9 protein-coding genes are annotated in these 13,274 nt (G+C 41.1%); 1 reads left to right on the plus strand and 8 read right to left on the minus strand.

All coding sequences use genetic code 11. The annotated features are described in order from the left end of the window. Nucleotides 1-10: 10 nt before the first annotated feature. The 3 genes from CWB78_RS11600 to CWB78_RS11610 all read right to left on the minus strand — a co-directional run bounded on the left by CWB78_RS11600 (nucleotide 11) and on the right by CWB78_RS11610 (nucleotide 4,239). The gene (locus CWB78_RS11600) at nucleotides 11-2,614 is read right to left on the minus strand and encodes a DUF2339 domain-containing protein (RefSeq protein ID WP_138595671.1); all 2,604 of its coding nucleotides are present in this window, start codon (nucleotides 2,612-2,614) and stop codon (nucleotides 11-13) included. A 76-nt stretch (nucleotides 2,615-2,690) separates the two neighbouring features. After that, nucleotides 2,691-3,590: a GGDEF domain-containing protein gene (locus CWB78_RS11605; protein WP_138595741.1), complete on the minus strand. Its 900-nt coding sequence runs from the start codon at nucleotides 3,588-3,590 to the stop codon at nucleotides 2,691-2,693. A gap of 64 nt (nucleotides 3,591-3,654) precedes the next feature. Continuing rightward, a complete protein-coding gene (locus tag CWB78_RS11610; protein WP_010387603.1) occupies nucleotides 3,655-4,239 on the minus strand; it encodes a YqaA family protein in 585 nt (194 codons plus the stop codon). A gap of 145 nt (nucleotides 4,240-4,384) precedes the next feature. Here CWB78_RS11610 and CWB78_RS11615 point away from each other — a divergent pair, with 145 nt between their 5' ends. After that, nucleotides 4,385-5,617 carry a TMEM143 family protein gene (locus tag CWB78_RS11615; RefSeq protein WP_138595673.1) on the plus strand — a complete coding sequence of 411 codons (1,233 nt, stop codon included), beginning with the start codon at nucleotides 4,385-4,387 and terminating at the stop codon, nucleotides 5,615-5,617. Nucleotides 5,618-5,699: 82 nt separating this feature from the next. Here CWB78_RS11615 and CWB78_RS11620 read toward each other — a convergent pair whose 3' ends face one another. The 5 genes from CWB78_RS11620 to CWB78_RS11640 all read right to left on the minus strand — a co-directional run bounded on the left by CWB78_RS11620 (nucleotide 5,700) and on the right by CWB78_RS11640 (nucleotide 13,137). Continuing rightward, nucleotides 5,700-8,828 (minus strand): efflux RND transporter permease subunit, encoded by a 3,129-nt coding sequence (locus CWB78_RS11620; RefSeq protein ID WP_138595675.1) that lies wholly within the window; start codon nucleotides 8,826-8,828, stop codon nucleotides 5,700-5,702. Nucleotides 8,829-8,836: 8 nt separating this feature from the next. Further along, nucleotides 8,837-10,066, minus strand: a complete 1,230-nt coding sequence (locus CWB78_RS11625; protein ID WP_138595677.1) for an efflux RND transporter periplasmic adaptor subunit — start codon at nucleotides 10,064-10,066, stop codon at nucleotides 8,837-8,839. Next, the gene (locus CWB78_RS11630; protein ID WP_138595679.1) at nucleotides 10,063-11,316 is read right to left on the minus strand and encodes a TolC family protein; all 1,254 of its coding nucleotides are present in this window, start codon (nucleotides 11,314-11,316) and stop codon (nucleotides 10,063-10,065) included. The genes CWB78_RS11625 and CWB78_RS11630 overlap by 4 nt, the downstream gene beginning before the upstream one ends. Nucleotides 11,317-11,488: 172 nt before the next feature. After that, the gene (locus CWB78_RS11635; RefSeq protein WP_010387596.1) at nucleotides 11,489-11,803 is read right to left on the minus strand and encodes a hypothetical protein; all 315 of its coding nucleotides are present in this window, start codon (nucleotides 11,801-11,803) and stop codon (nucleotides 11,489-11,491) included. A gap of 188 nt (nucleotides 11,804-11,991) precedes the next feature. Continuing rightward, nucleotides 11,992-13,137 (minus strand): iron-containing alcohol dehydrogenase, encoded by a 1,146-nt coding sequence (locus CWB78_RS11640; protein ID WP_138595681.1) that lies wholly within the window; start codon nucleotides 13,135-13,137, stop codon nucleotides 11,992-11,994. Between the last annotated feature and the right edge of the window lie 137 nt (nucleotides 13,138-13,274).

Below are 13,274 nucleotides of genomic sequence, written 5' to 3' on the forward strand. Positions count from 1 at the left end.
GGGCTTAAACTTAACTATGACTGCGCTTTCTGAGTTTTTGGAACAACCAACTAAGCCCAACCAGCGACAACCCTAAACCAATGAAGGATAATGCTTTTAGAAGCCCCGTTAAGTTTGCCATATCAATTAAAAACACCTTAACAATTACAGCGCCAAGAATACCTAAACCAACATTTTGCAGTAACCGTTGCTGTTTTAAATGCCCGGCTATCACCACCAGTGCACCCAGTAATAACCAAATAACCGAATAGCTATATAGTTCGGCGTCACTGGTTGCTTTATCAAGATAAATGAAGCCACCTTGCCAATATTGGCGGATCAAGGTATTGATAGCTAACAGGGCTAATAAACCAGACACACCGAGTGTAATTTGACTCAATTTAGCATTTAACGATTTAACTAAACTCGCTAGCCATAACGCCAGCAGGCTCGGTACCAACCAAATTAAAATCACCCAGTTAAATATTGGCGTTTCACCAACATAAAGACGCATTAATAACGGATTATTATCCAGCGTTGTATTGATTAATAACAAGCCAGCTAACGCTGATAAAATCAAACCTGCAGTGCGGTATAACTTACCCAGCTGCCCAGCACTTTGCGCGCGATATAAATAAACGCAGCCTAAAGCAAGCAAGTTACAACTGAGCAAAACTTGCTCATAAAAACTTAAAGAAAACAGCTGAGGGTAGTGCCCTACCAGTTGATAACTGGTCTCGGTTGTCACAAATAACGCTAAACAATGCAGTGCTGCTCCTTCAAGCCATATTTTTAGTTTTGAAGTATTAAAACATTTAGCCGCTGCAAAAAATAACCCTATACACAGCGGGTAAACAACTAAGCTCCAATGCAAACCAAATATGCTTAGTTCATCATAACTAGGCGTCCACGGCGATAAGGTAAGGCGTAAAAGTAATGCTGCCACAAGGGCTTTTATTGGCCAGTGTGGCATAGCCACATTGTATTTTTTTATCAGTAAGCTCAGCAGTAATACTTGAACAGCCAGTGCAATGGTAAGGCCGCTATCACTCAGTAACATTGTAATTGCTAAGGTGATATTGGCGTTTGCCCCCACCCAATAACTAAAACGCTGCCATAAAGTTGTATTATTTTGCGTAAATTTAATTAACACCGCACTCATTAAACATAGCAACACCGCCCAAAGTGGGTAAGCGGTTGCTAAAGCCGTGTTTGGGATCATCGCATACAAAGTGCCAACTAATGCAAACATGCTTAATGAAGCAAGCAAATGAAAAGCTAATCGTTTTGGGTATTTATTACCAAAATAGAGTCCATAGCCACTTAGCCCCAGAGCAAGTAATAAGCCTAGCCCGTATTCGTTTTTAAAAATGAATAACGCGTCATCAAAGGCATAAGTTTGTTTAGCACTGACCACTAATAACAGTGCAATTAATAAAGAGACAGCCTGCCATGCATCCCAACGGCTATTTTTTAGCACTAAAAATAGTAACAAAGCGATGCTTAACAACGCCATAATTTGCCACTGAAAATTAAACAGACTCACCAGCATGGCAATCATTAAAGGAGCAATAAAGGCTGTTAATAATCCGTGATCTGGAAATAAGTTAACTAACCGTTTAAAGCTGTGTGGGCGTACTTCAAGGGTATTAAAGCCCAAGCCTAAACGTGCAATAGCGATTAAGCCTAAAATGCTTAGTAACGCATAAGCGCCTATTAACCACACTGTGTTATAGGTAAATAAAGTTAGCCCAACCAAATACCAGCCAATATGCCCTACCCATAGTAAATACCACAGCCAAACACGCTTTACTTTATGTGCTACAACTGCTGCGGCAACACTCACAAGGGCAACATAAATAAGTAAAGAAAATAACTGCCCACTGCCCGTATTTACCCAAACAGGGACACTGTATGCGCCTATAATGCCTATTACAGCAAGTAAAGGGCCTAGCTTTATTGCCATTGCACTAGCACACACAGCAATAACTGCTAAGCCAATAAATGCCCACTCAGCACTTAGCATGCTAAAGCTGTTATAGGCCAAAAACATTAAGGCAAAACAAGTCATAAAGCCGCCACTGGCAAGGGCTGCAGGAATGTAATTATTAAAGCCTTCAAAAACGATACGTTTATAATGTAAATAATACGCTGCTGCGATTAAGCCAATGCCAAATAATCCACCGGCACTGAGCCTCATTGCAGGTGAAAATAGCCCCGCCTCTAAACTGTATTTTGCTAAAAACACGCCACCTAAAGCCAAAGCAATAGCACCAATCCAGGTCATCCAATTTTTCTCGAAGCCTGCACGTAATTGTTTAAAAAGCAGTTCAATACTCGATGGTTTTTTAGTTATCGTTTTACGAGGTGGTGGAGGTTTAATGCTCGCTGGTTTATTAACAGCAGCAGGAATATCTGAGCGGTTTAGAGGTATTGCGTTATCTACTTGAGGGTCAGCGGAGGATTTTTCATTTTTTGCTGCATTTGAGTTTAACTCGAACTGTAATAGTTTTAGTTTTAATACTGCAACCTCTTGTTTAAGGGTGTTCAATTGCACTAAGGCCACTAATCCACAAATAGCCCCTGCAACAATCGCAATAGATACAATAATTGCTAATCCGATTAACTCATCCATACAGTCCCTTTTTTATCTCGCAACAGAAGTCCCAAAAAACAGCATGAGCGAAATCTATTTTATAAAATTACTATGTTTAAGCAACCTCAAGGCGATCACGGCCTGCTTTTTTGGCTCGGTATAATGCCTGATCTGCACGTTTCATTACATTGTCAAAGGTCTGTTCGCTACTTCGGTGCGCAATACCTATACTAACCGTTAAAGAGCGTTGGTTTTGTACTGTAACAGTTCGAGCAGTCTCTAGAATAGTCTGCGCAAAGTTAAGCACTTCATCAAGCTCATAACTAGGCAGGTAAGCGGCGAACTCCTCACCGCCTATGCGAGCAAAAATATTTTCATTTTTAAAAAGATGGTTCACTTTATCTGCGAACTGTTTAAGCACCCGATCGCCCACATCATGGCCAAAATCGTCATTAATACGTTTGAAATGATCAATATCTATAATTAAAACAGTGTAAGGATTATTAACAACCTCCTTCACATGCTGATAAAAACAGCGTCGGTTATACACTTTAGTTAAATCATCTATGATAAATTCTTGCGCCAACCGAGTGTGCATTCGCTGCATAAAGTGCATAGTTTTAAATAAACCATAAGCGGTAATTAACATGCCCAATGTGCGACATAAATCTTCAATGTAGTTGCTCACCCAATAAGGTTGGCGTGTCACTTCATCAAGCACATCGGCAGTAGAGCCTACAATCCATAACATTAAACCGATACTGACATACACGTAGGCTTTTTTAGCTAACTGTGAGCATTGCACCACAAAGAAAATAGTAAAAATGACCACTAAGTTAATAAAGTCAGTGGTAAAGCCGTAGAGATTTTGCTTGAAATCCAATAAAGGAAAGCGCATTAACGAAAAAATTGAAAAGCCAATAATAAACGCCAGCGTAGCTAAAATTAACAGTTTGTTTAATCTGGTAATTTTTACAAAACGGCTGAGCTTGAGGCTCACTTTTTCCGGATTCATCATAGGCTGTATTTAAACTTATTATTGTTGCTAAAAACTATACCATAAACTAAAACTGATTAATTTAAATTAATGTGCTAACACCCCAGCCAATCGCAACTAAAATAGTTAACCCAATCATAGTCTTAGTTTTGTGCTTGCTGATAATACGCTCAGCTTGATTGCCCGCATAATACACCACGATTGCCAAGCCGAAATAACGTATAGAGCGAGCAATAGCGCTTGCTAATAAAAACAGCGCCAGCGAATACTTAGTTGCGCCAGCGGCCAGCATCGCAATTTGAAACGGAATAGGAACGATACCTAGGCTTAACACAAACCAAAATCCTTGTGCCTGCATTTTTTGTTTTACGTTTTCAAACTGCTCAGGGCTTGAGAATGTGTTGATAACCCAATCGCCAATGATATCAAATAAGTAATAGCCTAAAGCATAGCCAAATAACGCACCTACAATACAGCCTAGTGTTGCCATTAGGGCAATTTGCCAAAGCTTTTCCCGCCTTGCTTGCATAAGCGGTACCAGCACCGCCTCGAGTGGAATGGGAACTATGGTGGATTCTAAAAATGAGGCGATAGTAATCCCACCCAGCATATTTTTAGACTCAATAAACTGACGTGTTTTTTGCTTGAGCTTTTTTTGTATAGCCATAAACGTCCTGTTAGCAATTAGGTAAGTGATTAAATCATCTCATAATTAGGTTAATGCTACCTGAAGAAATACAGTCAACATAGTAATCAGTAAAAGACTGCTTTATTATCTTTATATACCATTATACTTTTAAAATTTTCACAATATGCAAACTGCTCGCTACATTCCTTTTAGAAAACACGACATCATTACAATGTGCGCCAAAGAGCTTACCAAAGACCAACAAACTTCTTTTAAGCAGCTTTGTGAACTTTTAGCCAGCTTAATTCACTTTCAGTACCATGGCACACTTGAGTCATTAAAAAACAATTACGCGCCTTTTGACCCAAATAGCGATACTCGTTTAATAAACAGCGTGACTGATGAGCAAAAAGCCCAGTGCCAACGCGATTTTGCTAAAGATTTCGCCAACGTATTAAATGCGGCTAATTTTGAAGTGATCACCCATCAAGACCTACAAGATGCATTAAACGAAGAATCGCTTTTTAAAGTTCGCCTTGAGGTAGAGTTTGAGGATTTTGAAGAAGTGGTTTTTTATCGCCGTGGCGAGTCACAGCTGAGCGAAACCATAACCAGTTTTTGGGGGTTACGTAAAAAGCCACTGTATTTTACCAACTACGATCGCGTAGCAGTATTTATCCGTTTTAAAGATAAAGCCTATTTTGAATCAAAAAATAAACTACCTATGGGGTTTGAGCCCAGCTCAACCATAGTAAAACTATTTCAAAATGTGCCAAAAGCTGACTTAGAAATGCTATTTCCTAATAGCGAAGTACGAATGCGCCCTATTGATAAAGTGATTATTGGCTCATCGGCACTTATTGGCGGTGCGGTAGTATTAGTTACCAAACTGGGCGCCTCATTACTTTTACTGTTTGCTTTGTTTACATTTTGGGGAGGGTTTAGTGATAAAGCCGTTACCATGACTCAGCAGCACTTTATTACGTTAGCCATTGGTATTGGCGTATTTGGCAGTTTTGTGTTTAAAGAGTGGAGTAAATTTAAAAACCGTAAAATTAAATTTATGAAAGCGCTGAGCGATAATCTGTACTTTAAAAACCTAGATAACAACGCCGGTGTTTTTCATACACTAATAGACGCCGCCGAAGAAGAAGACATTAAAGAAGCCCTACTGGCCTACACGTTTTTACTAAAATCTAAAAATGGCTTAAGTGCTCACGCACTTGATGAGCAGATAGAGACGTGGTTTAAAAGCAAGTACCAATGCGAGCTAGATTTTGAAATTAGCGACGCGCTTGAAAAGCTTGAACGTATGCATTTAGTAACTTGCACAAACACCCTATATAACGCGGTAAATCTAGAGCGCGCAAAAGCCATATTAGATGAGCGCTGGGATAGCCTATTTCAATATAACTAAGCAACTCCTTACTTAACAAAAAAGCAGCTGACACTTCAGCTGCTTTTTACGTTATTACCTAATTGGTAATTAGCTAAGCTGTTTACTGCTTTTTAAATTTTGCATGCACTAATTTATAAAGTGCTGGTAAAATTAACAATGTGAGCAAAGTGGATGACATAATTCCACCTACCACCACGGTTGCCAAAGGCCGTTGTATTTCAGCGCCGGTACCGGTATTTAGCGCCATAGGTATAAAGCCTAAACTAGCCACAAGCGCGGTCATTAGCACTGGGCGTAATCGCTGCAATGCCCCGCTATGTATTGCATAATATAAGCTTAACCCCTCATTTCGTAATTGCTTAATGAACGACAACATCACCACACCGTTTAATACCGCAACACCACTTAGCGCAATAAACCCCACACCCGCTGAAATAGAAAGCGGCATATCTCGTAGCAATAATGCCAACACCCCACCGGTTAGTGCCAGTGGTACGCCACTGAATATAATGAGTGAATCACGCAGCGATCCAAAAACACTATAAAGTAAGCCAAAAATAAGCAATAAAGTCACAGGCACTACCAACGACAAACGCTTACTCGCCGATTGTAATTGCTCAAACGTACCGCCGTATTCAAGCCAATAACCGCTGGGTAGGTTAAGTTGTGCGTTCATAGTCGCTTGGGCATCTCTTACAAAGCTGGCTAAATCGCGTCCTGTTACATTAGCTGTTACTACCACATTGCGCTTGCCGCTTTCGCGATTTATTTGATTAGGGCCTTTTTCAATACTGATTGTAGCCACTTCTCCAAGCGGTACAAATGCAAGTTCAGGGTTACTACTTTTAGGTAACGCAATAGGTAAACGCGCGAGTGCAGAGACATCTTCAGACCAACGCTTATCTAAGCGCACCAATAACGAAAAGCGCTTATCACCCTCATAAATTAGCCCTGTTTGCACCCCACCAACAGCAGCGGCAAGAGTTTGTTGAATGTCGTTTACGGTTAATCCTAATAGCGCCATATGGTCTCGCATTGGGGTAACAGAAAGTGTAGGCAAGCCCTCCATTTGCTCTAAACGAACATCAGTAGCACCGTTTATATTTCGCATTAAACCGGTGGCTTTTTCGCCAAACTGCTTAAGTATGGCTAAATCGTCACCATAAATACGCAGTGCTACATCGGCACGCACACCGGCAATTAACTCGTTAAAGCGCATTTCTATAGGCTGAGTAAATTCATAGTTATTACCAGGTACCTCATTCACACGATGACGAATTTGCTGCACTAACGCGTCTTTACTTAGTGACGGATCAGGCCATTGCTCACGCGGCTTTAACATTAAAAAAGTGTCGGCAACATTAGGCGGCATAGGATCGCTGGCGACATCTGCTGTGCCAATCTTTGAAAATACGTTCGCAATTTCAGGCTGCTCTAATAAAGCCTGCTCCAACTGCTTTTGCATTTGCACCGATTGTTCAATACCGGTGCCAGTAATACGCAACGCATGCATTGCAATGTCACCTTCATCTAGCTGCGGTAAGAATTCGGCGCCCATATTTTTAACTTTAAAGCCAAGCACTAATACCAAAACAGTGGCAATACTCACCATCAGCCACGGTAATTTAAGCGATAAGCTAAGCAGTGGCTCGTAGATTTTTTTAACGCCACGCATTACTGCGTTTTCGCTTTCATCTACTTTACCACGCACAAATACGGCAATAGCCGCTGGCACAAAGGTGACAGCAAAAATAAGTGCACCTATTAACGCGGCAACCACGGTAAACGCCATAGGCTGAAACATTTTTCCCTCAACACCACTGAGCGCAAATAGCGGTAAATACACCAACATAATAATTAAAATACCAAATACTGCGGGGCTAAACACTTCTTTGGTGGCTGAAGTTACAACCTCTAAACGCTCACTGAGCGTAAGTAAGCGGCCATGTTTATGTTGAGCTATCCCTAATTGACGAAGGCAGTTTTCAACCACAATCACCGCGCCATCAACAATTAATCCAAAATCGATTGCACCTAAGCTCATTAAGTTACCCGAGACTCGATTGCCCACCATGCCTGTAATAGCAAATAGCATACTCAGCGGAATAACCATGGCGGTAATAAGCGCACCAGTGATATTCCCAAGCAATAACAATAAAATGACGATGACCAATACCGCACCTTCAAACAGGTTTTTTTGTACTGTGGCGATAGTTTTATCAACCAGATTGGTGCGGTCATAAACAGGCTCAACAATAACCCCTGCAGGTAAACTTTTTTGTACTTGTATAAGCTTATCAGCCATGGCTTTGGCAACCACACGGCTATTTTCACCAATTAGCATCATCGCCGTGCCTAATACGGTTTCCTCGCCATTATAGGTAGCCGCGCCAGTTCTTAGTTCTTTTCCTAAGTATACATTTGCCACGTCCTTAATTCGCACAGGAGCATCATCACGCTTAGCAATAACGGTGTTTGCTATATCCGCTAATGTTTTTAATTGCCCAGGGGAGCGCACTAAATATTGGCCGTCAAAGCGCTCTATATAACCGGCTCCGCGATTGCTGTTATTAAGCTCAAGTGCACTAATAACATCGTTGATTGTTAGCTTATAAGCGATGAGCTTTTCTGGTATGGGCGCAACTTGGTACTGGCGCTCAAAGCCACCTTGGCTATTTATTTCAGTTACGCCTTTTACTTTTAAAAGCTGCGGACGAATAACCCAGTCTTGTAAAGTACGTAAATCTTCAGCGCTGTAAGGCATACCATCACTTTTTAACGCATCGGGTTTTGCATGCACGCTATAGGTAAATATTTCACCTAAACCACTGGCAATAGGTCCAAGGTTTGGCTCAACATTATTAGGTAAATCGGCGCGAATACTTTGAATACGCTCACCAATTTGTTGACGCGCCCAATAAATATCGGTGCCTTCATCAAAAATAATGGTTACTTGAGAAAGCCCATAGCGAGAAAGCGAACGGGTATAATCAAGCTTAGGAATACCCGCCATCGCTGTTTCGACTAAGTAAGTGATACGCTGCTCAACTTCAAGCGGCGTAAAACCAGGCGCTTTAGAGTTAATTTGCACTTGTACATTGGTAATATCGGGTACAGCATCTACCGCTAAGTTTTGGATGTTATACACACCAAACCCAGCAAATAAAAATGTCAGTGCCAGTACCATCATGCGGCGTTTAACCGCAAAAGAAACAATCCAGTTAATCATGGTACCTCCTAGTGAGCGTGACTTGCGCCGCTTTTTAAAATATCGGCTTTGATCACATAGCTATTGGTTGTGACGTACTCGCTACCTGGGCTTAAACCCGCAATGACTTCTACCCACTCGCTACTTTTTGCGCCTAAAGTAACAGGGCGTACTTCAAACACACTATTTTTACGCACAAACACACTCGCCATACCGTTAAACTCCTGAATAGCCTCAGGCTTTACACGCACGTTAGCATTAACCTTATCGATACTGACATCACTATTAACATGCATACCTGGACGCCAATGACCATCAGGGTTATTAAGCTCAATACGGGCACGTGCAATGTGCCCGCCAGTCATCATAGGTGCTATAAAAAACACCTTACCTTGGGCATTTAAATGATGATGTAAATCGTAAACGATAGCGCTTTGACCAATGGCTAGGTTTTCAATATTTTCAGGAAAGGCTGAGAGCTCAACCCATACTTTATCAAGGTTCACGACTTGCATTAGCGCACGAGCACTTGCCAGTTCGCCACGCTTTAAATATTGTTCGGTTACCACACCGCTAATAGGGCTTTTAATGCTGTAGTTTTGCAAAGTTTCGCGATTGGTGACGCTGGCCAGTACATCGCCTTTTTTAACGTTTTGACCAATACTGACAAAAATATCGCTGATCAATCCGGTATATGGCGCCATAATTTCTACTGTGCCATGCTGTGTCGGTGCAATAACACCAAACAGCGTGTCGGAAATATCAACCTCGCCACTTTGTGCTATCTCTGTTTTAATGCCCGCACCTTTAATTGCTCGCTCGCTAATCACAGTGCGGCCTTCGTGCTGAGAGTACTCAAAGCTAACGCGCTCACCTTTATAATTGGCAGTAATCAAAAGCTCAAATGAATGTGGTTCATTTATCGATTGCGTGCTAACAAGGTAGCCATTCTCACGGGTAAATTGTATTTTTTGTGGCGCTTCTACTAAGCGTTTTAAGTTCATTTCTATACTTAAATCGTTTATATCTACCGGCTGTTTTTGCTCATAACCATATACGCGCAGCTCAACTTTACTTGCCAATTCTTGCAGCTTTAACTCAAGAGTGAGCTTTTCGTTGGTTAATAAAAAGCCGCCGTGTGGACCTTGTTTTTGGGTTTGCTCTGTTTGGTCATGTTCTGCTGAGGCAAATACATGTGTGCTTGTTAAGCTAGCTACAAACGAGAGAAATACTAATAATGCGATAAAAGTGTTGTTCATGATTGAAAAGTCTCAGTTAAAGATTGGCCAGTTAAACGCTCAAGTGCGAGATGGGTCTGATATAACGCTGCATATGTATTAATCAAAGCGCGTTTAGAGTCAAAAAGAGCTTGTTGAGCATCGAGCAATTGCAACACCGAAATTTGTCCGCGTTGATAGCTTTTTAAACTTTGCTCAATGAGTGTTTGGGCTTGGGGAATAACTTGCCCAGATAACAACTGTGCCTGTAACATCTTACCTTGGTAATAGGCATACAAAGTACGAACTTGCTGACGTAATTGAACCCGTAACAGTCCTTGCTGCTCACGTAACAATGCTAACTGACTGTTAGCTGCTTCAATATTACCGCTATTTGAGTTACTCAATTGCAATGGCATTGAAAACGAAAACAGCAACGAACTGGTATTGTTTTGCTGGTTGTAGCTCACGCCTGCACCTATATTAATATCGCTTTGCCCATTAGCTTTTTGCAGCGTTAAGTTGGCCGCTTGCTGTAAGTATTGCTGCTGTAACATAGCAAAATCAGGCGCTTGGTTAACCGCATCAAGTAACCCTTGCTCAGACCTAAGCGGCATTAATGTATTAATATTCCCAGCTAAATCCGTGTAATCATGTTGCTCACTCCACAGCTCATTAAGCGATAAACGTGCTCGCTCAAATTCACTATTTAGCTTAGCTTTATCAAGCTCAATTTGGCTAAGCGCATAACGCATGCGGGTTACATCCGCTTGCGATACAGCGCCAGCATCAGCTCGCTGCTTTATTGCTTTAAGTGCTTGGCTTACAACCTGATGTCGTTCGCTATTGAGAGAAAGTAAGGTTTGAAATTTAAGCGCTTCGTAATACCGCTCACCAGTGGTTGCCAATAAGGCTAAACGAGTATTTTGATATTGTATTGCTTGGGCTTTAATGTTTGCCGTAGCGTAATTTATGCGGCTTTGGCGTTTATTCCCAAGCTCTATAAGCTGGCTAAATGCCAAGGTTATTTCAGCGTCTTGCACACCACGTGCATCGTTTGTCCCCAGCAGATTTTCAGCTTCTATATTTAAGATAGGGTTAGGCGAAAGTGCAGCTTGAGATTTAAGCGCGCTGAGTATTTTTTGATGATAAGGGTAGCGTTTTAATAGCGGATTTTGTTGCTCGGTATTTATCAACGCTTGTTTTAGAGTTAGTGTTTTAACATTTGCAAACGCACTAAAAGCAGGCAGCGAGCACAGCATCACCACCAACATAATTGATTTTTTATTCATATAACTTGTCCGTTTTTAATAAACAGAGTTCACTTGCAAACCATTCACAACCTACGCAAAAGATAGCGACAGTGTAAATTGCTCAGCAATCTAAACATGCCTATAACGGCCCATAAAACACTTATGTGTAGGCAGCTAAAAGCACAGTAATTAATTGAAATTAAATTAAGAACTAGCTAAATGAATTCGGTGGCGGTACGTCTGGTGGATAATGTAAGCCGTGATAGCATATCGCTAAAGTTGGTTTACTTTTCTCGGGAGTTATTGAGTGATTTGAGCTGTGGCTATAACCACTGTGGCAATGCTGGTGAGCATGTATTTCTGTTGTTGGGGCATTATCGCTATCATCAGCAGATGAACCTAGTTGCGATAATGAGCTATTTACGTGGTCAACGTCTTCTTGTAAATGGTACGCGGCGCCGTCACAGCTTATAAAGCTATGCACAAGCACAAGTAACATTACAATTAAAAAACGATTTGAACGCACAGTTAAACGAATTCCCTATTGAAACACACGATTAGATAAGCTCATTACTCATCTAAATATTATTTTCTTCAATACTGTACCTGAAAACATCAAAAAAAGTAATGCAGCAAAATAAAATTTTATTTCATTCAATCTTATTTTGCTGCAAAAAGCCGCTAACCAATGTTAGGGGTCAATATTAACCGTTATTAAGCAACCGCTTGTTCTAAAATTTCACGGCTTTCTTTTAACGTAATAGCTTGGTTTTCTCCAAGGGCAACCATGCCATGCGCTTCAAGCTTGCCAATAATATTATCAATGGCAGCCGCTTTGTCATCACCATGCTCAGTAAGCTCAGTGGCTACATCAAGACTGTGGTAAAACGCTTCAATCGCTTGAATTGTTTGCTCTGCTAAATCATCTGTTTGTGCAAGACCAAATACGTTTTTACCCATTTGTTCTAGTTTTGCTTTTTTAACTGTAAATTGGTTGCGCAGTAAAGAAGGCTGAACAATAGCCAGTGAACGTGCATGATCAACGCCGTAAGCAGCTGTAAGCTCATGGCCAATCATGTGGGTTGCCCAATCTTGTGATACGCCAGAACCAATTAAGCCGTTAAGTGCTTGGTTTGCAGCCCACATAAGGTTTGCACGCCATGCATCGTCTTGGTTTTCAAAGTTATCACCCAATGTTTTAAGCGCTTTTAACAGTGCCTCTGCATAACCTTCTTGAACAAGTGCACCTTCTGGGAATGTTAGGTACTGCTCACAGGTATGTACCCATGCATCTACTAAACCATTTACAAGCTGGCGCTGCGGTAATGTTTTCATTACATCAGGGTCCATAATGGCAAATTTTGGTAATACTTCTGGAGATGCAAACGGTAGTTTTTGCTTCGTTGCTTCTTTGCTTACCACCGAGTTTTGGTTAGATTCAGAACCTGTAGCTGGTAGCGTTAATACGGCACCAATAGGTAATGCGCTGGTAATTGTGTGCTTACCTGTAGGGATATCCCAACCTTCGCCATCATATACAGCAGATGCTGCAATGTATTTAACGCCGTCTATTACAGAGCCGCCGCCTACACCTAATACGAAATCGATGTCTTGTTCTTTACAAATTTTTACCGCTTGGTCTAACACTTCAATTGTTGGGTTGGCACCTACGCCCGAAAACTCTACCCAATCAAAACCTTCAAGTGCTGCTGCAACTTCATCGTATACGCCGTTCTTTTTAATAGAGCCGCCACCGTACACAACTAATACTTTTTGATTTTTTGCGATCAAATCAGTAAGTGCGGCAATTTGTTGCTGACCAAATTGAATTAAAGTGGGATTTACGTAGCTAAATTTCATTATTTTGCTCCTAAAGGGGACGGTTAATTACTAAGCACCTTATCAATTCTTAAATAAATAAAGTGTTGATGGATGCATAATAGTGGCATAGCACATATATAAAAAGCCTAATATCTACCAAAAGCTTGCCTAAAACT

Origin of the sequence: Pseudoalteromonas sp. S1612 (assembly GCF_005887175.1) — a bacterium.
GTDB lineage: Bacteria > Pseudomonadota > Gammaproteobacteria > Enterobacterales > Alteromonadaceae > Pseudoalteromonas > Pseudoalteromonas undina.

Coding starts and splice junctions, on each gene's coding strand:
- CWB78_RS11640 (WP_138595681.1), bottom strand. CDS start 13,137: ATGAAATTTAGCTACGTAAATCCCACTTTAATTCAATTTGGTCAGCAA.
- CWB78_RS11610 (WP_010387603.1), bottom strand. CDS start 4,239: ATGGCTATACAAAAAAAGCTCAAGCAAAAAACACGTCAGTTTATTGAG.
- CWB78_RS11625 (WP_138595677.1), bottom strand. CDS start 10,066: ATGAACAACACTTTTATCGCATTATTAGTATTTCTCTCGTTTGTAGCT.
- CWB78_RS11630 (WP_138595679.1), bottom strand. CDS start 11,316: ATGAATAAAAAATCAATTATGTTGGTGGTGATGCTGTGCTCGCTGCCT.
- CWB78_RS11615 (WP_138595673.1), top strand. CDS start 4,385: ATGCAAACTGCTCGCTACATTCCTTTTAGAAAACACGACATCATTACA.
- CWB78_RS11600 (WP_138595671.1), bottom strand. CDS start 2,614: ATGGATGAGTTAATCGGATTAGCAATTATTGTATCTATTGCGATTGTT.
- CWB78_RS11620 (WP_138595675.1), bottom strand. CDS start 8,828: ATGATTAACTGGATTGTTTCTTTTGCGGTTAAACGCCGCATGATGGTA.
- CWB78_RS11605 (WP_138595741.1), bottom strand. CDS start 3,590: ATGAATCCGGAAAAAGTGAGCCTCAAGCTCAGCCGTTTTGTAAAAATT.